The organism is SAR324 cluster bacterium (assembly GCA_015232315.1).
Lineage (GTDB): Bacteria > SAR324 > SAR324 > SAR324 > NAC60-12 > JADFZZ01.
Map to the genome: position 1 here is coordinate 246,692 of JADFZZ010000004.1, position 23,635 is coordinate 270,326.

Consider the following 23,635-nt stretch of genomic DNA (forward strand, 5'->3'; position numbering starts at 1 on the left):
TTTTATTTATAGTATTGATCATAAACTTTCCCGGTAGGTTCTTCCTGAAAAACCGTATAGTTGAAACCTTTACGGTTATCACCTAAAGAAAGAACATAGTCTACCAGATGCCATCGTTCTTCTTCAGTGGTCTGGTCAATGAATGTTGGCATGAAGGTTCCATTTAATCCTGTTGTGATTGAGCGGTATAGGTCTCTGGGGGTTGAACCGCTTTTGTAATAACCTTTGGTGAAATCCCAAGGTTTGGTTTCCATATAATAAGCAGCGATACCATCGCCTTCCCCAGTTTCACCGTGACACAAATAACAGCCCTTTTCGTTGTAAAGAATTTTCCCTAATCCAGGATTTTTACCTCTGCCTGAAGAAGGCCTTGTTTTGGGAATAGTCACGAGATTTGTTCCTTCAGGTTTTAATTCAGGATCGTTAAACTTGTGTGAAAATGATTTGATATACTGAATCACCGCCATTCTTTTTTGTTTGGAAATGATATTCCCAAATGGAACCATTTCAGATCCGGAAACTCCGTCTCTGATCGTACGGTCCAGATCTTCATCAGTCGGCATGGTGCCATGAAGAGTGGATCTCCAGCGAAACTCACCTTTGGTAAAATCACGTGGCGCCGGATCAAGCCTTTTTCCGCCATGTCCCTTACCATCGCCATTAATTCCGTGACAGCTTTTGCAGGCTGACAAATATATTTGTCGACCAAGGATCAGTTGTGCATCAGAACTTGAACTCATCACTGATTGGGAATTCTGTTTGTTTTGAATTTGTGTCAGGTCCTCCTTCAAAGACTGAATTTCCTGTTTCAATTCCTCAATCTCAGCGATATTCGATTGATTCACCTTCTGAGATTGAGCCATTTGCTGTAACTCAACAATCTGCTGTTTCAGAATCAATAGTTCATTGTCCAGAGAATCTGAAGGCATCACGGACGGTTCTTGTGCTAATGCCGGAAACATAAAAACTCCCAGACACAAGTTAACACTGATCAATAATTTCAAACAATTTTTCATGTCTACTCCTGATCATTAAAGGTTATACCCCCGCTTTCTGCACTGTTTGTGCCAGTGACTGAATCTGATTTTTGTCAAAAAGGTTTTCTCAGGCAGGAGGATGGCAAAATACTATTTTGCCGGAATATCATTGGAAAATAATGGATTGAGTGAAGTCATCCATGAAAAACAGGAGGATTGAAAATGGGGGAACGCTGCCAAAAAACAGGAAAGATGAATGTGATTGCCGATAAACAGTCATGTCCATGGATGCTTGCTATTGAAATGACCCACAATTCAACAGTCTGCGACTATGACGATATTTCGGCGTGCATGACGAAAGTACGGCAATTGAAATTGAAGTGGATTTAGTCTTTTTTGTTACGTCCGATTATTTTGCTTTGAAACGTCGTTCTGGGCAAATTGAGTAAATCAGCGGCTTGAGACTGGACACCACCAGCTTTTGTCAATCCCCAGTCAATGAGAGTATCCTCAAATTGCTGGATCATTTCCTTGAAGACGATTTCCTCGCAGTTTTCCAGATGTAATGTAAACAAGGATGCGCCCACATGATTCTCCTTATGAATATCATGCAGATACTCGGGAAGATGATCGGGGAGAATTTCAGGTCCATTGCTGAGAACAAAGGCTGTTTCCATAGCCCTTCGCAGTTCCCGGACATTCCCAGGCCATGCGTATTTTTTCATAATATCACAGGTTTCAGGGGGCATCGTCTTGGTGGGCAGTTTGTCACGACTGGCCAGAACATGGAGAAAGTTCTGCGCCAGAATCAGCACATCATTTCCTCTGTCTTTGAGAGGCGGGAGTCTAATTTCAAGACCTCTGAGGCGATAGAAAACATCTTCACGGAAAACTCCTTCTTTTACCGCTTCCCCCAAATCACGTTTTGTCGTGGCAATCACCCGGACATCAACCGGAATTTCCTCAACGCCTCCCACGCGTTGGATATAGCCTTCCTGCAGGACTCGCAGGAGTTTGACCTGAATATCCATAGGCAGATCATCCACATCATCCAGCAGGATTGTTCCCCCGCTGGCTCTTTCAAAACTGCCCTTTCTTTTTTGGAGTGCTCCTGTGAAAGAACCTTTTTCATGACCGAATAACTCGCTTTCCGCCAATTCTTTGGGAATGGCACCGCAGGCGACCGCGACAAAAGGATGGTCGCCTCGGCCACTTTTCTGATGAAGCGCTCGTGAGACCATTTCCTTGCCAGTTCCTGTTCTTCCAGTGATCAAGACAGGAACCATGTTGTGGGCGAAGGTCTGGATACGTTCATAAACATTTTTCATCTGGGGAGAATCCCCAATCAAGCCGCAAAATGTTTGTGATTCCTTGAGTACGGCTCTTAATTCGGTAACTTCACGACGTGTACTCCGGATCTCCTGCAATTTTTTGATACGGATGGACAATTCTTCATAACGGAAGGGCTTGGTCAAAAAATCAGCGGCTCCATCCTGCATGGCTTTTACCGCTGTTCCAACGGTACCAAACGCGGTGATCAGTATAACATCCACTTCAGGATATCCTTCTTTTATTTTTTGCAGGAGTTCCAGACCATCGATATTGGGCATCCGGATATCGCTCACGACAATGTCCCAAGGGTCTTTTTCCAGCAGTTCCAGCACTTTAAAACCATTATCCACGGCCTCACTGATGAAACCTTCATCACGAAGTTGCTGCATGGTGGCAATCCGACTGATTTTTTCGTCATCAACCACAATAATTTTCATTGGTTCAACCATTTTGAAACACCTCCTCATAAGTGTTGTCAAACCGGGCCGGGAGAAACATACGAATGGTAACGCCCTTCCCTTGAATACTTTCCAGAGTCATTTCTCCGCCATGATCTTCAACAATCCGCTTTGTGATTGCCAGTCCCAGACCTGTTCCCTCACCCACGGGTTTGGTTGTAAAAAATGGATCAAGAACTTTTGACAGGTATTCTGTGGGAATACCTACTCCCGTGTCTGTGATTTTAATAACAATGCCATCTGAAGGGGTACTGATTGACAGAACCTCGATGTTAATTTCCCCCCCCCGAGAACAGGCATCAATAGAATTGTTGACCAGATTGATGATCGCTTCCGCCAAATGATCCGCATCCAGCATCATATCCGGGACAGGATCAAGTCTGGTATGTATTTTGACCTTAAAATCTCTTGCCCTGACTTCCACAAATTTAAGAACATCCTTAATCAGCAAGTCCAGATTTGTCAGGGTTTTATTGAGAGGGGCATTCCTGGCTAATCTCAGCAACCTTCCGGCAATACGTCCAATCCGTTCCAGTGCTTCAATAATAAGATCCATCATTTCATAATAGCCGGAATCCAGGGTGGTCTTCTTTTTTAATAATTCGGCGCAGTTGATTGCCCCATGAACCGGGTTTCTGATACTATGGGCCACTCCGGCGGAAATTTCACCAACACGAGCCAGTTGTTCCCTTGAAACCGATATTCGCTCCTGTTCAAGTCGGACAATGGCCATTGCCAAAACGTTACTGACAGATTGAAGAAAAAAACCATCACTGTCACTGAAACGGCAAAATCGTTGAGTATGAATGACCAGGACACCAAAATGACCATGGGATTTTTGCAGGGAAACACTCATTCCGCAGTTAAATCCGTGCTCATAAAATATGGGCGGAATTTTGAATTTGGGTTCCTGATACTCTGCGTCAATAATGACAGGTTCAATCGCATTACAAGTCACATCCAGCAACCCTCCGGGAGTGTTATCTAATTTTATCAGATCGGTAACCCCATCATTCTGCCACCCTCTAACCGCCTTAAAAATATAGGCGTTGTCTGAAGGTTGAAATTCCAGAAACGAACAATATTCCGTGTTGAGTGTTTTTGAAACAATATTCATGGCATCATCCAACAACGTCATGAAATTTCTGGTCGTGAGAGCTTTCTGACTCAGTTCCATCAACGCGCTCTGTTGTTTTACCCGGATATTGCGCTCGTCTTCAGCCTGTTTTCTCTCGGTGATATCCCGGTAAATCCCTGTAAAAAACGACTTTTGTTCCCGGACATATTCACCGAATGATATTTCCATTGGAAACGGAATTCCATCTTTGCGCAATCCGTCAAATTCCCAGACGCTCCAGACAGGGTTACTCTTACCGGAATGAATATAACGTTTAATGGTTTCCAGATGAAATGAACGCATGTTTTCAGGCACAAGCATTTCAATGTTTTTGCCTATCATTTCAAAAATATGGTATCCGAAAATTTTTTCTGAGGCCCTGTTTGCATAAAATATTTTGCCATATTCATCAATAGTGATCAGGCCATCACTCGCGCCTTCCGCGACAAGACGATACCTTGACTCACTTTCTTTGAGGGCACGTTCTGTTTTTACAATAGATTCCAGCATTTGCTTCATGGCGATTAGAAGTATTCCGGTTTCATCCCTTGACGCTTCTGGAAATACCACGTTTCTTTGTCCGCTGGAAATTTCATTGGCGATATCAACCAACGCGTTAAGAGGTTGTGTAATGCCCGTGACAGAAAGATAAAAGAAGATCAATGTCAGTGTAATACCGGAAACAACAATGGTCGCGTATGTGAAAAACACAACCTGATTCTGGTTGTTCAGATTGTGAGTTTTTTCCTGCAAATCCTCAACGATCACATTCTCAACATTTTTCAAAAGATCAATTTTTCTGGACGCTACAACCCACCATTTCAAAGGATCGATCGTGATATTTTCGAATCTTTTTTCAAATGAAAATTTTCTCATATTCTCAAGGTCATCCACATAAGAACCTTTGAGAGTTGAATGATAAACACTGATCATGGATGGGGGAACCAATGACAGAAAATTATTGATAAAAATATTTTGCGCGACAATCGATGAAATGAACTGTTCATACATTCCTTTTCCAAAACTTTTCTGGCTGAAGGTATTGCTGAGAGTTGCCCGTTCAATTCCAGCGTTTTCCTTGGCTTGCATAAAATTCACATAGGCGATGAGCATGTTTGACAGTTCTGAATTATTAATGAGTCGAGGTAAATATCCAACAATAACAAAAATAGAGTGATTGAGCTGGGTATAATACTGGATTTCCTCCATCGCGGAAATATTGAGTTTGAGAACATCATCTCTGATCGAATCCCTTTTTTTCAAAACATCAGAAAATTCATCCAGTTTGGATTGAATTGTGCCTTCAATGAAATTTGTATCCAGAGTGTCTAAATATTTTTCCAATCTAGTGATTTCATCATCAGTAACCGGTCGTTGCTGTTGTAATTGCTTCAGAAAATCTTTACCGGAACTGCCGATATACCCGGCAGACATACCACGCTCTTTCTGAATTTCATGAACTACGGCACTTAATCTGATGGCAAGGCCAATCAACTTTTCAAGACGGTTCATATTTCTCGCAAGTTGAACTTGTTCAATAGTTTCGTTTACTGTGAAATAGATCAATCCCAACAAAGGGATTAATACCATTAGCACCAGTTTTGAACCGATCTTGAGATCTTTGATTGACATGGTCTATCCAGATAAATAATCGACAGGAGTTGTCACTCAGATTGATAATGAATGCCACAAAGTCAGGAAGGTTTGAAATAGCTTTACCTGCAATAGGGATACCAATAAGCTGGGGGAAACTGGATTATCCATTTGCATGGCGGTGTTCAGGTTGGTTATCCTGGCGGGAGTGAATGGTATCGTTTAATTGAAACATGACTGGGACTTTCATGTTTCAATTTGTGATAATGCTACCATATGAAGACGGTTTCATAGTATGGCTCATGCCGCTGGATAGTCTCCATAGTTCCTGCTGAAGTTGTTTTTCCTGATCGGATGTGAGCATGATAAATTCTACCCCGATCTGATAATGAACAGGTTCATCTATCGTTGTGATTCGTCTTGTCCAGGTCACCTGTCCCGTCAGGTTGATTGCATGAACATTCTCATCATCGCCAACGGTATGTTGAGAAAAATCGATAACAAGATCAATGATGCTTCCTACCTGAAAATCATAACAGGAACTCATTTTAATACCCACAGGTGAAATATCCAGTGATTCCTCCTGAATTGTTTCCTGAAGGGAATACAAGGACACGGAAAGCGGTAACTGCAAATCAAATCTGGGTGCTCTTCTCCGTTTGATCTGTGAGAGGTGATAGTGTGTGTTCTGAATAACACCGTCCCATGTGTTTGTATGGGGCGGGTACTTGATAAAATAATTACACCGCTGAATATATTCTGATGTCAGATAATCTTCCACATAGATGGACTGACATTTCTGAAAAATTTCCTTGGCTTCCTGAAAATTTCTTTCACGATATAAAATGATACCAGTGTGAAGATCCGCCAATGTTTTAATTTTCTTTTCTACGATTTCCGGAGAATTCGAATCAAAAACCTCATAAATTGTTACGGGTGTTTCACGGCCATGAACTTTCACACGATCCACTTCCCGGATAAGGTATGCTTCCTGATTGATTTCCTGATATGTTGATTCACTGATCAGGATATCCGCTTTATAGGTTTTTGTGAGTGATTCCAGTCTGGCCGCCAGATTGACAGGGTCGCCGATGACTGTGGAATCCATGCGGTTTCGTGTTCCAACCAAACCCACTTTGACAACACCTGTATTGATACCAATGCCAACACGAATGTTTTGAGCGAAAGGAACACGCTGGTTAAAACTGTTCAATTCGCGCTGCATCTTGATCGCTGCCTGAAGCGCATATTCAGCGGAACTTGTTCCATCAAACAATGCCAATATTCCATCACCAATGAATTTATCAATGAATCCACGATTCTCTGTGATGACAGGTTCCATCACAGAAAGATATTCATTCAAAAAACGAAAATTTTCTTCAACATTCATTTTTTCAGAAATGCTGGTGTAAGAACGTATATCGGAAAAAATCAGTGTCATTTTTTCTTCAACAGATTTTACTTCTAACGCGTTATCCAGGCTTGATCCAATTTTTTGCAGGAATTGCTGAGGCACAAATCGTTGAAAGGTTTGTGTCATTTCCGCGATTTTTTCTGTTTCAGCCAACTGAATTTTTGTTACTTTCAATTGTTCATAAGCCTCTTGCAGTTGTGAACGGGATCGTTCCAGCATCTGAAACAATCTCACTTTGGACAGCGTAAATCTGAGCAATACACTAATCAACACAAATACCACAGGAAAAGTAATAAAAATCAAAGTGTTTCTTAAATTAATGGCGGGAATCTCAAATTCCCTGTCTTGCATTAAAAATGTCAGATGCCAGTCAACCTCAGGCAACGATAACACAAACGCGTATCCTTTTTTGAGGATTAAACCTTGTTCCTCTCCGGAATAATGATGAATTTTTCCTTTTTCCAGATTCAACAATTCATCGACAATCAATTGTCCCGTGGACTGATTGATTAACCATTGAAGTGATTTTCCTTTCAATGCCCCCATCGAATCAAATACAATCGTGCGTTGGTTATTGTTTTTGCTGGCATCATCACCAGTAAAAATAAAAAAAGACATATCATGTTCTGTTTTATCAAAATACATTTTTTCCAGACTGGACAAAATCTGGGTGGTGTCCGTTTTATAAATGAACTTACTGTTTTTTCCCAAAAAGAACTGTTCTTCCTGAAAACTGATAATTTTATCCTGGATCATGATCTGAATCATTTGGGCATGAGACATTGCGGCTTTTAAACTTGTCTCCCTGAAATGATCGGTAACAGTCAGCATTCCATACCAAAATGTGCAACCCAGAATGAATATTGAAATCAGGAACACGAACAGTGTTTTGTTCAACATGTTCATTGCTGGAATCAAGTGCGTGAAATATGAAATCCCGTGACGAATCATTGTCAGCGGTTCCTGGGAAAATTTGTGGACTGGATGATGAGGCAGCATTTTCAATTCCATAGGACTCTTGATGCAAGTAGTTTATACAGAGACTTCTATTCATGGTCCCAATCTCATGATTGCTAATCTACTTTCTGCAATGTGTGTACCGTTTATTTCTGATCTGTTTATCTGTTGATTTCTGAACTCGATAGCCCAGAAACAGCTTGTGCGGAGATTTTGTTTAAGTGCTTTTTTTAGGATTAAAGCAATTTTCTGAGAGTGCGGTTACCTTAAACTCGGCATTAAAGCCGAGTTTTCGTCTTTGCGGTTACCAGATTTTGTAATAGAGCATCCATTGATCAATTTTTTCGATCAATTCACGAATTTTGGGGAGATTTGATGGGGAGTTGAAAAGAATGCTGTAGCAGTAATTGAGATTACCGGCCAACCAGGGTCGTGGTAATTTAATCGCAAGTAATCTGGTACTTGACTCAATGAAATAAAGCAGGGATGACACATATTCAATCATCATCAGCGGTTGAACCGAAGTTTTTAATCCCTGGGTTTCTGAAATTTTCAAGGCCATTCCATAATTGTGATTAGCTAACTTGAATTGATCCTTGATGCTGTTTCTCCAGTTATCGTTTGCATTCCCCAACCTGAACTGCTGAATCATGAAAGTCATCTCACAAGTATGAACTTTACCCAGCAGATAATAGCCCATAGGATTGTCCGTATCCATTTTAATAGCTGTTTCAAGCAACTCAATAGCGGTATTTTTCAAAAACAACTGATATCTCAGTAATGAACTGATTATATGGATGTGATTACAGAATTGAGCTTGCCCGGTGTCCTTGCCCATACTTTTCTCAAAACTTCTGACATCGGTGACATTGAACTCACCCTTGAATCTGCATTTAGGCGAAATGACAGCCCTGTTGGTATGTTCCAGAAAAATTTTAATCAATCGGAGATTTTCTGTGATCTGGTTGAAGTCTCTTGGCGACAAGACATTCGCTTTCTGGCCAAATTCCAATGGATCATACCTTGAAAATATTTTGCGCCAGCGTTCCTGTAATTTAAGCAGATAAAGTTTCTGGCACCATATCGTGAGGTCAATACCCTCCATGGAAAAAATTCCAAATGAGTGTGCCACTGAAATATGAACAAGAAGACTTCTGGCGGCTTCCAGAGTAAGGTTTTTTTCACTTTGATACAGGGTTGCAACCAGGTCCACTCTGGCTTTGTAATCCATGGGGTTCAGTTTTAGTGCTTCAATCAGGGCCATTACCTTTTTAGAAGGATGGAACTTCAGAATATCTTCTCCGATCACACGATCACGAATGGTTTTTTTTGTAAATATGGACATTGCCTTGTCCAGAACTGATCGTTGACTCCACTCTATAATTTCTTTCCGCAACGATTCAATGTCTTCGGCAACACCTTTAATCATGGTGAGCAGGCTGTAAGATTCACCCTGAACAACGTGAAATTTTAATTTATCCTTACTGGTGTTGAAACTTTTTTGGAGGTGAGATGCGTTCAAAAGTGTTTTTGTCGCATGGACTGGTAATGGCTTCGACATAATCCCTCCAATGTATTTGTAAGCAATTCCTTTTCAATTATGACCGCTACCAACAGATTGGTGTCCCGTTGTTAGGGTCGTCAATGTGACGCATGATACCATCTGCAAAAAAAAGGCCACAAAAAATACAAAAACAAGTATCTGAAATTACTTAATTTTTTATATAAATGGAGTATCACGCCCGAATTCGCTGTCGAGATTTCGGTGTATGAGTTTTTGTAAGGCATACCCGTAATTTTGATTTCGAGTCGTATGCGCAGCAGGAGTTAGGTACTGTATCGTGGTTTAGAGGAGGGTCGTCAAAACCGGAAAATCCTGAACAATATCGTGAATTTCCCTGAAAGGGGAACTACAGGAACTCTTCAGGAATGCTATTTTCCGGGAGATATTTCAGGATTCTTCCTGTAAGAGCGTTTTTTTAACAGTAGATAGCAACGTACTGATTTCAATTGGTTTGCTGAGAACTTGATCCGCGCCAATTACTTTGGCGGCCTCCATAACACCGGCCGCATAGGATTTCCCGGATGTCGCTATAATTCTGGTCTCAGGAGAAATCTTTATGATTTCAGGAATAACCGTTAATCCACCGCCTTCCGGCATGACCATATCAATAATAATTAAGTCGTATGTTTTTTCTTGAATCATATCTAAGGCCATCTCACAATCCAGTGTGACATCGACGCCATACCCTTCTCCTGTCAACACATTCTGAAACAGATTTACAATAGCCTTTTCATCATCAACTATCAGGATTTGCGCAGGTTGAGAGGTTTTCTCCTCATCCACAATTATAGGTGTTTGATTTTGTTCAATGCTTGGGAATAGTTGGTTAATCGCGGATAACAGTCTTGGTATTTCCACTGGTTTGGTGAGTGTCAGATCAGCGCCTCTGACGATCGCGGCTTCCAGCACCCCTCCGCTGTAGGCTTTCCCGGACATGGCCAACACCTTGATAGTTGGATCAAGCTTTTTGATTTCCGGGATAGTCACCAGGCCGCCTTGCCCAGGCATGACCATGTCCATAATGATCAGATCATAATGTTGCTTACAGGCCAGTTTGAATCCCTCTTCACCATTAACCGCAGTATCAACTGTGTAGCCCTCTTCTTCAAGCGCAACCTTAAATAACAGTCGAATAGCCCGTTCATCGTCCATTAACAATATTTTCATGTCACCTCTTGTTTGTTAAATTCAGGATTTTTCTAATCTGCATAACATATGCGGAAAACAGCCGTCATTGTAAAATAAAAAATCAATCATCAGAAAAGTGATGGTCGTCCATCATTCAGCGATGCCGATTATTCGGCCTGACAGCCCGAATGTCGGCAGCTTGTTATGATGACACGGACTCAATCAGGATGTCTCTTGCCCTGCCTGGAACACCACAAAATACTGCCAGCGTTGGAATCCTTTTTGCGCATTACACAAACACCAGTTAGGTATAGGTGTTGCAGAAAAGACTCAACGTCTTTGAGGAGGGTTTAACATGACAAAATTTTTATTACCCGGATTGAGGTAATAAATAATGTCTGAAATGATCTCACTAATAGGGAGTCACCATGTATGCTGAATCAGTTTTGGAAAAAGATATGAATTCGTTATCCATGCCACTGATGCAAAACCGGAAAAATCATTTCTTCACCCTGTCGACTCTTGACAGTGAATTGGAATCATCTGTGGTGACATTACTCTATTCATTTCCGTTGTCCCGAACCTGTCTGGAAAATCTCGACTCCGACATGATCAAACATCTGGAAGTTGGTTTTTTCACTCCCGGTTACACCATTCTACATCAGGGAGATTCGGGGAAAGACTTGTTTCTGTTATGTCAGGGAAAAGTGGATGTGATCGTGGATGATCAACGGGTGGTTCAGATGGAAGGGCCTGTGTTTCTGGGAGAAAAGGCTCTTGTTATGCGAGATTCAACCAGGCAGGCAACCATTGAGGTCATTGAGGAACAAGCCTTACTCATTAAAATACCGATGGGGAAATATCTGAAAGATGTAAAATCCAAAGATGCCGCTGACAGTGATTACTTGCGTGAGTTTGTATTTTTCAAAAAACTTTTTATTGAAATCCAGCAACGATTGTTTGAACATAGTGCTATTCAGAAAAAACTTTGGGATGAAGTCAATATCAATCTGTCCCTTTCAAACAGTTTGGTTATTGCCAACTGTCTGGATCAAAAAAAGGAACTTAACTGGAATAAAGATCTTTGGAACTCCATTTTTCGCTACGTCAACAAAGAATTGAAAATCACATGGCCTGAAAGAATCCCATTCAACAAAGACACCCTGAGAGATATCCTGTGGTTGGTTCTTGAAAAAAAAATCACTCAAACAGATAAAGAATCCACGGCTAACTTTATCACAAGAAAGAATGGTGTCTGGAAAACATGGATGACACAGATCAGTCATCATGTAATCCAGCAGTTACCCATGTCGGAATGGCCCGTTCATTTGAACGATTTTGAATTGTTCAATCCTGAAAATTACCACAAGGACATACTCAAAATTCTGCAACAAGTTGAATCCAAATTTGCGAACAACACATTTTCTGAAGAACAATATCAAATGGATCATTTTTTTAGAAAAGGAGAACACACCCATGAATTTGATATTGAAGAATATCTGAAATATTTTGAAACTTCTTTTCAGACGAAACATCCATTCAGAACCAAAGCCTGCATTTCACGTCATCTGGCAATTGTCGCGGCTGAATGTGAAAATATGTTCAATCATTCTCTGGTTGAAATGAGACAATTTCTGAGTTCTGTAAAAAAACAGTTTTCCATTTCAGCCAGTACAAGAGACAGGGAAAACTATGCGAAAATCCAACTTCAAAAAGATATAGAAGTCCTCTTGAACGCATTCACGGGGGTTGAAAAACGGTTTATGAGAACAGCAGATCACAATTTTAAGATTCGGGTAAGCTCAGGCACCGCACCAACGTTGAATTCCTTGATGCATTCCCTCGCTCTCAAACAGGGGCGGGAAAAAGTGCTGAAATGCTTTTATCAGATTCTGGATATTCTGCACATGGTGCGACCCAATATCCCGACTTCATTCTATGCGGATAATATTTTTCTCTGCAAAGGTGAGACAAATGAATATGTCCCCTTTAGCGAATTGACCCGATATTACTGGATTCCCTTGTCTGAAGGAATGTGTCTGGATAGCGGTGATTTCCAATTGAATAACATCCCTACAGGAACCGTGCTGGGTGGGCCGGTCTGGGGACGGCTTGCAGCCAATGAAAGTACGATATCCTTAAAAATGCCCGAATCAGAGGATATGACAAATAGAGGAAAGGCATATCTGTCACTTGTGATTCCTGTTACAGCATTCCCCTGGGAACAGGAATTGTTGCCATCCACGGATCAGTTCAATAGTCAGTGTGTGCCGTTGATGCAATGGATGCTGACTCTTCAGATAGACTCAATCGCCTATCTGGCACAAAACAGAAACAGCATTTATGAAAATCTGACAGAAATTCAACATCATGAAAAAATGGAAAAACAAATTCGTATTTTTGAATCCACATCGACGATGTTGACTCCCGATGAAAAGAAACGCATAGAAGGCTATTTACTCAATACCCTGGGAATTTCCATGAATTCCGGAATTTCATGGTATTCCAACCAATTATCAAAAACTATTTACAAAAGCATCCTCAGACAGATTCAAAAAGCAAATCCGTCACTGTCACCGGAACTCCAAAACAACAAGGCATATACTCATTGGCGAGTCGTGTTGAGTGATATTGTCAATGAATTGTCTCAAATAAAAACTCATGCGGAGTCTCCGTCCGGACCTGCGCCAGTATGGGATATTATTACAGGAGAATTCCATTCCGTATTAGAAACCTATGTGGGGTCCGTTCCTGAAGTTATTGAAATGGTTCATGACAAAATCACCATTGATCTTACCTCCATCCTGAGGGTACAAAAAGACCATGAGATTAAAACAAAAATTATGCTGTTCAAACTGCTGAGTTCTATTTTAGAAACTCATAATGTTAAAACATTGGAAGAACTAAAATCATACACCCAGGCGATCAATAAGGGACATTCACAAAAAAACTTTTCCTCCATTGAGGATATCCGTCATGCTTTCATTAATGAAAACATCAATAACTTTAGTATTTTATTGGATAGGAACTTGACCAGACACATGGTTTCCTGAATTCGTTTTTCAAAATACATGAGACTTGATACCACATGAATTATGGTATGACTTTTGAAGAGTTATAAGCATGAGGAGATTCTTTTTATTATCAGGAGGTCTCATGCCACAAAATATTCAACAACAGTTTTTATTGGATCAAGTTTCTGAAATTAATCGCTATCTGGCATTCTTTCACTTTGAAGACAGAGAAAAAGCGGTTCTGCGATGGATTGAACTCTATGCGCCGAGTTTTCGTAAATTCTGGATGAACACACATCTTGCCTGCTAGATCCGGATCTCCGGAATCCCACATATACAATTTATGTCCGGTTAGAGAACCGGACACCCTTTTGTCACGCATTCCTTCCACAATTGGCTCTTCCAAAGCTTGTTCCCGTTTATCAAAACGAAAAGGGGTCGAATGTTCCTTAGGGACTTTCTAAACGGGACGTAGGGCACGAGCTAACTTTTACAACTTATTATTTTGTTGTCCGTTAGACAGAATAGTGTTGCTACGAAAAATGGGCATTCAGCCGATTTTTCGTCAACCCATCTGGTCATAATTATTTGGTTTTTAAGGTAACGTGAGTTCGTAGTGAAGAATTTATCGTAGCCTTTTCTTACTGAATTCACGTTTTACAAGTTCAAAAATAAACGACAGGTCTGCGGTATTGCAAGGTGGCATCCTCATTGCAGAAGGGTATGGAAAGAAGTTTATGATTCAACTCCATACGACAGGAGAGGTTATGCAGAGTCCATTGCCCTTAAAAGTTTTGCTGGTTACTAACAATAAGGATTCACGCAGCATGGTTCAGGACACGTTGACAAAATTGAACGTGTGTAATGTCCATCATGCCGAAACCCCGCAAAAAGGTATTGATCTCCTGAATCAGCATTCAATTTATGATTTATCCATTGTTGATGAATTCAATCTTGGTGGCAACGCTCTGATCAAAGCCTGGGTTCATCGCCCACATCTGCGAAATATTCCCATGATTTTGATGACGGAGGAAGTTTCTTTGTTCAAGTTGCAGATGTACCGTCGCAATTACATTCGTCATGTGCTGATCAAACCCTTTGATTCTTCCACTTTTTTTCAGAAATTTGAAAATGTCCTTCGTCTTGGTGAACATTTTTCACCGGAATATATCAATAAAATCAGGAAAATCGATTTTTTCAGCCACTTCAAGTTATGTGATCTATACCAGATTCTTGAAACAGGATTTATCAAGGAGTTTCAGGCGGGCAGCACCTTGATTCATGAATCAGGCAAAGTGAACAAATTTGGTGTAATCCTGAAAGGTGAAGCCGGGATTTACAGAACGGACAAAGAGGGGAATTCCACTGAAGTGAGTACCCTTAAAAAAGGGGATTTTCTGGGTGAAACGAATCTGTTGTCTTCAGAACATTCATCAACACGGATTGTTGCTCATACCAATTCGATTGTATTCATGATGCCTAATTACGCGTTTCAATTGTTTCCTGAAAAACTTCGAGATCAATTTTATCAGCTCATAATCTTGAATTTGACGAAAAAACTGCGTTATATGACAGATGTCGCATGTGAAGAAAAAAATAAGGTCTTTCAAAATTACAGATCTCAACCAACCCCTCCACCATTTAGTGATACATGGGGTGCCCACACTACAGGGTTTGTTCCCTCCTATTTTTGAATAAACCGGAGTTAATGACTTTATCTCCATTCATACATGAGAGACATCGCTATTATTAAACTTTGTCATTTCTGCCTGTTTTTGCACTCATTGTGCATACGATTCCGGCAATGTTTAATATTCTTGATTCAAGCGTTTCTGACATTGAAAATGGAGATCTCATGCCCGTTAAAATTTCCTGGTTAACCCGATTTATTAATTTTGTAACGTTTATAAATCAGCCCATCAAACAACGCTTCATATCTTTTTTCTTTGCTATCATCTTCTGGTTTATTGTCATTTCCGTGATCAGTATTTTCTCCCTGGTACATGTCAAAGGGTTGGTCGACGAAGTGATTGTTGACACCATTCCTCATGAAATGGTCGCACAGAAAATCATTCGAAAACTTCAGGCGGTTAACATCAATGTCATTGAATTGATTGGAACTGATGAACTGGAGATTGCCAACAAAGCCATCAGTCTGGCTGATATTCGATTGAGTGATATCAATACTTATGTGATGACGTTGAGGAATGGCGGGTTTCTGAATGATTATACCCGTGACACCGGAGAGTTGGTTGAAACACTGTTTATTAAAGTGGTGTCAACTGATCAGAAAGACCAGCAGTTTATACAGGATTTCTCTCACCTGTTTAGTAGTATTGAAGACAATTATCAACAACTTGTTTCTCTTAAAACAGACGCGATAGAAACTCATAACCCCGGTCTGATAGAACCGCTGAAACGTTTAAGTCGGGAATTATCGGAACAGTTGACAAAAGCCATCTCCCTTTCCAACCAGTATTCGGCTGAACATTCAACAATTTATGGTATGAACGGTGAGAAAATTAACGAATTCACATTTCTGGCGTTATTTGTGCTGGGGGTTGCGTTGACAGTCACCACCATGCTGCTCATATTTTTAATTTCTTCCACTTCCCGAGCCATCGTAAATCCACTCAATGCCATCGTAGATCAGATCAAATTGTTGAATGAGGGGGTCGTTGATCTCAGTCGAAGTCAGCAACTGGATATTTATCTTAAAGATGAAATTGGTATGCTGGCCCATGAACTGAATGGACTCATCACTTCAATACACGGAATGAACAGTTTCAAGAAAGTGATTGAAGCTGATGAAAGCCTGACAGATGTCTACTCCCGACTTGGGAAATCCTTTGAAGAACTGGGTTTACCTGATTATATCATATATGAAGTCCTTGATAGTAAATTAATCCCTGTCGGTCAGGAGTTTACCGGAAAAGTGGAAATTAATTGTAATGAAGATATTTTGAGCAACTGTGATTTATGCAGAGCCAAACGCACCAGTAATGTCATTTCATCCTTTGATTATCCCCAGATCTGTAAACAATTCAGAATGGAAGTCAAAATGGAACATATCTGCGTTCCTATGATTATTGGAAGCAGCACTGGTGGCGTCATCCAGTTTTTACTCCCTCAAAATCAGGAATATAATCGTTCGGAAGTGGATCGGAAAATTTTCAGAGCCAAAAATTACATCACTGAATCCATTCATGTGATTGAGGCCAAGCGGTTGATGAATACCCTGAAAGATTCGGCGATCAAGGATACCTTGACGGGATTGTACAATCGGAGGCTTCTTCAGGAATCAGGAGATTCCATCGTTTCAGGTGTACTGAGACGCAAGAAAACACTGGGATTGCTGATGGTCGATCTGGATTATTTCAAACAGGTGAATGATACCTATGGGCACGATGTAGGGGATCAGGTTTTGTCCACGCTGGCAGTTGTCCTTAAATCAAGTGTGCGCACTTCAGATATTGTCATCCGGTTTGGCGGAGAGGAATTTCTGATCATTTTGATGGATGTTGAAGATGGTGAATCTCTAAAAATCGCTGAAAAAATCCGGTCAAACATTGAAAAAATGGAAGTCAAGGTACATGACGGTGTTCTGAAAAAAACTGGAAGTATCGGTTTGAGTGAGTTTCCTAAAGATACGGATGGATTCTGGCAAGCCATCAAATATGCTGATATTTCCCTGTATTTTGCCAAGGAAAGTGGGCGGAACAGGGTGATACGATTCGATCAAAGCATGTGGAAAGGGCAAGAGTTTTGAGCAGTCTTGATTAATTCTGTCCGGAGATGACACGACAATGAACCTCAGAATCAAACTGCTACTCAGTATAACCCTGGTTATTTCCATTATCATCAGTGGTCTCATTTATATCGCGGTTCACTATGCCCAGGAATCCGTATTAAACCAGATTACGGAACAGTTTCGAACCACGCATGAATTGATTCAGGAATTACAGACGAGAGAGTTTGAAAAACTGATCAATATCCTGAGAATTGTCGCGACCTCCCCCAGAATTAAAATTGTGGCCTCAACTCAGGGGATGGACCATGCCACCATTCTTTATTCTCTTGAAGAAATGCTGGAGGTGGTGGAGTCTGATTTGCTGATGTTGCTTGATACCTCAGGAAGGGTGTTGGCAAACACCATCGAACCGGAATCCTTCGGCGAGGATTTATCCAAAGTTCATTTGATCCATCAAGTGCTTCAGGGTGATGATGATATATGGGATCTGTGGATCATTCATGATGAACTTTATCTCATGGCTTCACAGCATATTCACCTTAATAGTGGCGAAACGACTGCCATTATTCTATCCGGCAAAAAAATTAATAACAGTTTTGCAATTTCTCTCTCCAAACTTCTGAAAACCAAAGTTGCCTTTATTTTGGCACCGTCTTCCATTATCGCGTCCTCCACCATCAAGCCTGATCTTTTTGACAGTGCTACCACGGCATGGGTGATTGATGAGCAGATTCGAACAAAACAGGAACTTTCTCACCTCATTTCTATCAACGATATTGATCTGGACAATGTTTCATCCACAAAGAAAGTGTACTTTGATGGTGAAAATCATTTGTATGCGGTGTCTCTATTGGCAAATAACTCTGGAGAACGTCTGGGAAGTATTGTTGTTCTGCAAAACCTGGATAAAAAATTACAAGGTTATTATCAAATTCGTAAGACTCTTGCGTTGGTTGGGTTGATAGCCATTGCCTGTGCGGGATTTGTGTTATGGCTTATCACCCGACCCATTTTAAAAATGATTGGAAGCGTGGTTGGGAAAATGAAGGAGATCGCCAAAGGTGAAGCCATCCTGACCAAACGAATTGATATCGAGAGTAATGATGAAATCGGGCATATGGTGTTCTGGTTTAATGAAATCATCCACAATATCCAGTCTCTCTCCTTTTTTAAGAGAACTATTGAAGAAGATGAAACTCTTCTCGATATCTATTTTCGTTTGGGAAAAATTTTCAAAAAGATGGAAATCGAGGACTTCACCATCTATGACACTACCAAGTTTCTGATACCGGTATATCCATTCAGGTTTCCGGATGAACCATTGTATTGCAAGAAGGAAATTTTGAATCAGTCGTCTTTATGCTGGGCCAAACGAACAGGACGGAGGATGAACTCCGTGGATTTTCCAGGAATCTGTACGCAATTCTGTGCTGACCGTGGAAAAGAAGCGGTTTGTGTTCCCCTGAATATGAGCGGTAACATCAGAACTGTGATTCAGTTTCTCTTTGATGCCTCAGACAAAAAAGCAAAATCGGTGTTGGAAGACAAAATCAACAAGATCAGCCAGTTTATTCGTGAGGCTATTCCAGCCATGGATTCCAGACAGCATCTTGACAAGGATATTGAACACGGACTCCGAGACCAGATCACCGATCTGTATAACATGGCGTTTTTGCAGGAACATTTTGATACAATCATGGCAGGGGTTGCCAAAAGAAATATCAATCTCGGGATTATTGTCGGGGAGATTGATAATTTGAATTTAATTCTAAGAGTTTGTGGGAAATATGACAGGGATGCCCTCCTCTTTGAATATTCCAAAATTCTGAAGGCTAATATTAAGCAGTCCGATCTGCCGATTCGAATCGGTGACAAGGAATTCTTTCTGGTTCTATTCAATATCAAAGATGAAGAGCAGTTGTATCAAATCGCCGAACGTATCCGGGTTAGAATCAAAGGTTACAAGGGAAATATCCCTCTGGAGGAAGTTTCTCCTGTCACCATCAGCCTTGGATTGAGCATGTTCCCCGCGGATAATCCTGATTTCTGGCAAGTCAAAAATCAGGCGAACAAAGCTTTTAATCGTGCGAGTGAATTTATGGACAAGGTTATCTGCTTTTCACAAATGTCCTTAAAAGACACCGCACCTTTAAGTGAGCCGTCCAATGAACATCTGACACACAAGGAAATCACGGACGATTCTGAGAACGAGGCTTTAACCCAGGAATCAACGGCCCTCATCGTGGTTGATTCGCCTGTCGAGGAAGTTTCTGTTTCAGACAAAAAAGACTCAGAAACTTAGAATCTTCAGACAGCAATTCGCTCACGTCCCTTTCTAAAACCCACATCATAATTCCTACGACCTGTTGCATAAGAATGAACCATGAAGAGATACATGAAATTGTTGATAGGTGCTGGTTTTGGAGTTTTGTTTTTAGTGGTAGCGGGAATTTTCTATTTGTTGGACACACCCGTTGAAAACAGCATGGAATTGAATTCAGTCAAAACAACGATTCGGAAAACACAGGAAACAGTCTCTCCCAACAAAGAATACACTCCGCTCTTGGAGGAAGAGGATACACAGAGAGAACCTGACAGGGCAACTCCTCAAAAAAATGATTTTGTGGTTCAGGCAATAAAGGAACTCAATTCGGATCAGCCCGATTCTGAAGCAAAAGACACCTTGAAAAAAATCAGTGAAAATTATAGCCAGATGGCAAGATTCCCTTCCTATTCTCAACCCATCTCGTCAGACCAACTGGACTTAATGGAACCGAACCGGTTTCAGTCCGCCAGTCGCCAAATCGGTTCCCATTATAGAGTACAGGTAAAATTAAGTTCCTATAAATTGATTCAGGGTGATTCTGTGACACCTGTGATTGACATATACTCCAAAGGTTATCCAATCCCGGCGGTAACAGTTTCTGTAAAAATCATGACGAACCAGCAACAGGAACTTAAAGAGATTCCTGTTGAATTGGCAGAAGAAGTGCCTGATGAACGAAAAATTTATCATGGTAGATTCACTCCCACTGAAGCCGAATATTTAAACTGGCCCAACGAACTCATTCTTTCGGTTCTTGTGAACATAGACGGAGAAAAACCTTATCCCCTGATAGAAATGTTTGAGTATGTCAATCCAGTGGCCACCCTTTCTCCCGGAATAAAAAAAATTCAGGTGGAAGGTTCCCATCTGGTGATTCCTGTTCAGGTACATCCCAAAGAAGCAGGGTTTTATCATCTTTCAGGTGTTTTATATGCCGAAGATGGCCAACCGCTTCTCCACTTGACTGGTAAACATGAAGTTAATACCGCTGGAGGCGATGTTGAGTTCAAGGCGCATATCAGCGCACTCAAGGCATCAGGAACCGAAGGACCTTATTATTTGCAGGTGACAGGATTGCAAAAATTGAGAAATACCATGGAGGAGGATAATAAAGAGGGTTCTCCCAGAATGGAAAAAATTTTGATTCCAAAAATAGAATTTTATCAATATACGGAGGAGCCGTTTGAGGGCGATCCGATCATGCTGAAGAAGGCTCAGATGTTACAGACTCTATCTCAATAATCGGAAAGACTGTCACTGTTTGTATAAAACCGGTTCCCACTAATTGAAGGGGAACCGGAAGTCTAGTCTCAGGTAACTTTAGAAAGACAGATGTTTCTTGACCAGTTCCAGAACAGTTAACTGATCATCTGAAATTTCTCTGAAATCATTCCCCACCCAATCAGACCATGCGGTGTCATCAATAGTTAAAGAATATCGTTGAGCCGTGGTGTAGTTATCATTGCTATGACCATAATAAAGCAGGACTTCCTTTGCTGAAGCATTCTCGGAATGAACCAGATTAAAATGGGTACCTTCAGACATGATCCATGGATAATGGTAGGCATAAACACCCGTAGGACCCGTAGCGACATCATCATAATAGTAACTGCTATAGGTTTTACAGGTTCCCAGCCAATTTCGCTCAAGACAATCGCGTTTATAATTGTAGCGACCGCCTTTTGTCAGATTCGCGGAAAGCTTCAGAACAATTTTGGAAGAGCAGCTTTCAATCCCCTCAATGGTCACGTCTCCACATGATGAATGCAGAGGAACCACAGAATCATTGGTTCCAGGCAGGAATTGCGCGGATAGTTTTTCAGACAGACTGTTAGCACCTGTCCCTGCAACCATTAATGTCGGCGTATATGTTAAACTGGCTTGATTGAGCGAACGGGCCACATTAGGGACCAGATCATTCAGGATTCCAAGAGATCCTCCACGGGCACCACATTCAACCCCTTTAAATAACCAGTTCATCACCTCACCAGGTAATGCGGCACAGGCACCAAAAGCAAAATCCTTGGCCAGACTTGCCAACTCGGAACCACCTGTGGCAGAAGCCAGATTCACATTGAGGATTGTGTTATAATAGATTTCTGAAAAGTCCGTGGGTGTCCCGTATGATTTTTTAGACTCTGCAAGAAGATAATCCATCACCAGTCCGCCTGTAGAGTGAGAAACCGCGATACAGGGACGACTCACACAGACATCCTGCGCTCTCAACTGGTCAATCATGGATTTGAGAACACCATTCCTCAGACGGTCCGCGGAACTCCACACAATGGAAACAATTTTTTTACCACCACTGGACGTGGTACTCTGAACTCTTGGATTTCCACCTAAAAGTGTTTTGATATCCGCAAAGGATTGATAATCTCGATCGGTATCCAGATAGGAACCTGTCTGTCCATACCAATAACGTTTATAATTCAGTTCGCCCCATTGGGGCATGCTTCCATCAAAAAACACGGATTGATCCATGCCCGGCACCAGAATCACATCGATGGTGGTCAGCAGGCGTCCCTGAAAAGTTCCTGAATAACGTGACTGATTTTCAGTGGAATTGGTATTCTGTTCAATACTTTTTTCGCTGATGATTTCATTGGGATTATCTCTTTCGGAGATGTTTCCATCTTCGAAAGGAGCACAAGAGATCAGGCCAAATCCCAATAGGAGGGCGGCAAGACCTGAATAAAAATTTGATTTCATAAAATCCTGTTAAAAAGGTTATGGTTTGTAAAAAACATGGCTCATTCGCTCTCATCACACTGATCTATGTCCATGAATAGATCATGTGTGCTGGTTACAAAATAGCATGTTCTTTTACAATCCGTACTGCGTCACAACAAACTTGACGAAATTAAATACTGCAATAGAAGCGCCATTTTGAAATTCAATGAATTTCAATTGGTTACAATCAATATCCGCTTCAGATGTTAACGATGATAGCCGAAAAATCGTCTGGTTTTTATGGAATAAGGTCTGAGTTTTGAGTTCAGGTGATGTCGGAAATCTCAATTTTTCAAGGGATTCATGGCGTGCCGTGAATTCGGCTATATAAAATTGAAAATGCTGATTTTTCGGCGGGATTTATATTCCACAAGGTCATATTCGAGCATTATGGGGGGATTTAGGATGGTTTAACCACTACCGGTGGCATGCCTCTGGTACTTGAATGAGCACCAGCGGTCGGTATCAATCTGAAAACTTTAGTTCGTAAAGATCCCTCACGTTGTTCTGGATGACAGCGGGCTGACCGTTCTAACTTGGGTTGGTTTATTGAATTGGAAATTAGTCTAGTCATCGGAGGGTTCCTCGTCTCCTTTTCTGTATTTAGGGGCTGTTTTTGGATAATAATTTATGTCCCAGATTTGCTCCCCTTTCTCGAAATTAGATTGCTCTCTGGAAACCTTTTTAAAAAAATCACACTTTTGGCAGTTATCGATTTTTTGGGCGTAGCTTCCTCTTACTTTGCCGCCACAAAGGGTGCCAACAACTGACCAGCAGATCCTCCCACCATTTTTTCCGTCATTTATGCCATGCCCAAGATAAATGGTTGATGCGGGACATTCTCCAAGTTCATCAACCTTTTTTCCGCCTCTTTCTCTGCCACATTGAAAGTGTTGCCAGCAGTTGATCTTGTAAGATTCTTCCATTTTTCCTTTGATTTTTTGCTAATGATTTCATTGGTTATCGGGAACAGGGCTTCTTCACAATCATCACACTGAGCTTTGTCACCGGAGACAAAGCATGTGTGCCGTTCACAAAACAGCCTGATTTCTCATAATCCGTACTACACCACAATAAATTTGACGACTAAATCTGCAATATAAGAGCCATTTTTAAAACACACTAAATTTCATATAGTTACAGTTAGCAGCCCATTTAACGGTTAGCGCGATCTGCCGAAAAATCAGCCATTTATCATGGGATAACGCCTCTTTTTTGAATTCCGGTAACGTCGGAAGGCTCAATTCCTCAAGGCCGTTCTGGCATGCCGT

The 23,635-nt window shown here is 41.1% G+C and carries 14 protein-coding genes; 6 read left to right on the top strand and 8 right to left on the bottom strand.

Going from position 1 to position 23,635, the window contains the following annotated elements; genetic code table 11:
- Nucleotides 1-2: 2 nt before the first annotated feature.
- The 6 genes from HQM11_05440 to HQM11_05465 all read right to left on the bottom strand — a co-directional run bounded on the left by HQM11_05440 (nucleotide 3) and on the right by HQM11_05465 (nucleotide 10,579).
- The gene (locus HQM11_05440) at nucleotides 3-1,016 is read right to left on the bottom strand and encodes a c-type cytochrome (protein ID MBF0350452.1); all 1,014 of its coding nucleotides are present in this window, start codon (nucleotides 1,014-1,016) and stop codon (nucleotides 3-5) included.
- Nucleotides 1,017-1,363: 347 nt separating this feature from the next.
- A complete protein-coding gene (locus tag HQM11_05445; GenBank protein ID MBF0350453.1) occupies nucleotides 1,364-2,758 on the bottom strand; it encodes a sigma-54-dependent Fis family transcriptional regulator in 1,395 nt (464 codons plus the stop codon).
- Nucleotides 2,751-5,516 carry a nitrate- and nitrite sensing domain-containing protein gene (locus tag HQM11_05450; protein ID MBF0350454.1) on the bottom strand — a complete coding sequence of 922 codons (2,766 nt, stop codon included), beginning with the start codon at nucleotides 5,514-5,516 and terminating at the stop codon, nucleotides 2,751-2,753. Before HQM11_05450 ends, HQM11_05445 begins: the two co-directional genes overlap by 8 nt.
- A gap of 214 nt (nucleotides 5,517-5,730) precedes the next feature.
- Nucleotides 5,731-7,902 (bottom strand): PilZ domain-containing protein, encoded by a 2,172-nt coding sequence (locus HQM11_05455; protein ID MBF0350455.1) that lies wholly within the window; start codon nucleotides 7,900-7,902, stop codon nucleotides 5,731-5,733.
- Between the two features lie 250 nt (nucleotides 7,903-8,152).
- On the bottom strand, nucleotides 8,153-9,409 hold the full coding sequence (locus HQM11_05460) for a hypothetical protein (protein MBF0350456.1): 1,257 nt from the start codon (nucleotides 9,407-9,409) through the stop codon (nucleotides 8,153-8,155).
- A 390-nt stretch (nucleotides 9,410-9,799) separates the two neighbouring features.
- Nucleotides 9,800-10,579, bottom strand: coding sequence for a response regulator (locus tag HQM11_05465; protein ID MBF0350457.1), 780 nt, complete (start codon nucleotides 10,577-10,579; stop codon nucleotides 9,800-9,802).
- 389 nt (nucleotides 10,580-10,968) lie between these two features.
- Here HQM11_05465 and HQM11_05470 point away from each other — a divergent pair, with 389 nt between their 5' ends.
- The 6 genes from HQM11_05470 to HQM11_05495 all read left to right on the top strand — a co-directional run bounded on the left by HQM11_05470 (nucleotide 10,969) and on the right by HQM11_05495 (nucleotide 20,873).
- Nucleotides 10,969-13,593 (top strand): cyclic nucleotide-binding domain-containing protein, encoded by a 2,625-nt coding sequence (locus HQM11_05470; GenBank protein MBF0350458.1) that lies wholly within the window; start codon nucleotides 10,969-10,971, stop codon nucleotides 13,591-13,593.
- A gap of 103 nt (nucleotides 13,594-13,696) precedes the next feature.
- On the top strand, nucleotides 13,697-13,864 hold the full coding sequence (locus HQM11_05475; protein MBF0350459.1) for a hypothetical protein: 168 nt from the start codon (nucleotides 13,697-13,699) through the stop codon (nucleotides 13,862-13,864).
- Nucleotides 13,865-14,321: 457 nt separating this feature from the next.
- Nucleotides 14,322-15,248 carry a cyclic nucleotide-binding domain-containing protein gene (locus HQM11_05480; GenBank protein ID MBF0350460.1) on the top strand — a complete coding sequence of 309 codons (927 nt, stop codon included), beginning with the start codon at nucleotides 14,322-14,324 and terminating at the stop codon, nucleotides 15,246-15,248.
- A gap of 161 nt (nucleotides 15,249-15,409) precedes the next feature.
- A complete protein-coding gene (locus HQM11_05485; protein MBF0350461.1) occupies nucleotides 15,410-17,323 on the top strand; it encodes a sensor domain-containing diguanylate cyclase in 1,914 nt (637 codons plus the stop codon).
- 37 nt (nucleotides 17,324-17,360) lie between these two features.
- Nucleotides 17,361-19,607, top strand: coding sequence for a diguanylate cyclase (locus tag HQM11_05490; GenBank protein ID MBF0350462.1), 2,247 nt, complete (start codon nucleotides 17,361-17,363; stop codon nucleotides 19,605-19,607).
- 93 nt (nucleotides 19,608-19,700) lie between these two features.
- A complete protein-coding gene (locus HQM11_05495; protein ID MBF0350463.1) occupies nucleotides 19,701-20,873 on the top strand; it encodes a hypothetical protein in 1,173 nt (390 codons plus the stop codon).
- A gap of 78 nt (nucleotides 20,874-20,951) precedes the next feature.
- On the opposite strand, the gene HQM11_05500 is transcribed toward HQM11_05495, so the two are convergent.
- Nucleotides 20,952-22,343, bottom strand: a complete 1,392-nt coding sequence (locus HQM11_05500) for a hypothetical protein (GenBank protein MBF0350464.1) — start codon at nucleotides 22,341-22,343, stop codon at nucleotides 20,952-20,954.
- Between the two features lie 587 nt (nucleotides 22,344-22,930).
- On the bottom strand, nucleotides 22,931-23,290 hold the full coding sequence (locus tag HQM11_05505) for a hypothetical protein (protein MBF0350465.1): 360 nt from the start codon (nucleotides 23,288-23,290) through the stop codon (nucleotides 22,931-22,933).
- Between the last annotated feature and the right edge of the window lie 345 nt (nucleotides 23,291-23,635).

Bases quoted from the DNA above. Each gene is read 5' to 3' on its own strand.
- HQM11_05495 (MBF0350463.1), top strand. From the start codon at position 19,701: ATGAAATTGTTGATAGGTGCTGGTTTTGGAGTTTTGTTTTTAGTGGTA.
- HQM11_05500 (MBF0350464.1), bottom strand. From the start codon at position 22,343: ATGAAATCAAATTTTTATTCAGGTCTTGCCGCCCTCCTATTGGGATTT.
- HQM11_05455 (MBF0350455.1), bottom strand. From the start codon at position 7,902: ATGGAATTGAAAATGCTGCCTCATCATCCAGTCCACAAATTTTCCCAG.
- HQM11_05480 (MBF0350460.1), top strand. From the start codon at position 14,322: ATGCAGAGTCCATTGCCCTTAAAAGTTTTGCTGGTTACTAACAATAAG.
- HQM11_05450 (MBF0350454.1), bottom strand. From the start codon at position 5,516: ATGTCAATCAAAGATCTCAAGATCGGTTCAAAACTGGTGCTAATGGTA.
- HQM11_05475 (MBF0350459.1), top strand. From the start codon at position 13,697: ATGCCACAAAATATTCAACAACAGTTTTTATTGGATCAAGTTTCTGAA.
- HQM11_05440 (MBF0350452.1), bottom strand. From the start codon at position 1,016: ATGAAAAATTGTTTGAAATTATTGATCAGTGTTAACTTGTGTCTGGGA.
- HQM11_05465 (MBF0350457.1), bottom strand. From the start codon at position 10,579: ATGAAAATATTGTTAATGGACGATGAACGGGCTATTCGACTGTTATTT.
- HQM11_05470 (MBF0350458.1), top strand. From the start codon at position 10,969: ATGTATGCTGAATCAGTTTTGGAAAAAGATATGAATTCGTTATCCATG.
- HQM11_05445 (MBF0350453.1), bottom strand. From the start codon at position 2,758: ATGGTTGAACCAATGAAAATTATTGTGGTTGATGACGAAAAAATCAGT.
- HQM11_05460 (MBF0350456.1), bottom strand. From the start codon at position 9,409: ATGTCGAAGCCATTACCAGTCCATGCGACAAAAACACTTTTGAACGCA.
- HQM11_05485 (MBF0350461.1), top strand. From the start codon at position 15,410: ATGCCCGTTAAAATTTCCTGGTTAACCCGATTTATTAATTTTGTAACG.
- HQM11_05490 (MBF0350462.1), top strand. From the start codon at position 17,361: ATGAACCTCAGAATCAAACTGCTACTCAGTATAACCCTGGTTATTTCC.
- HQM11_05505 (MBF0350465.1), bottom strand. From the start codon at position 23,290: ATGGAAGAATCTTACAAGATCAACTGCTGGCAACACTTTCAATGTGGC.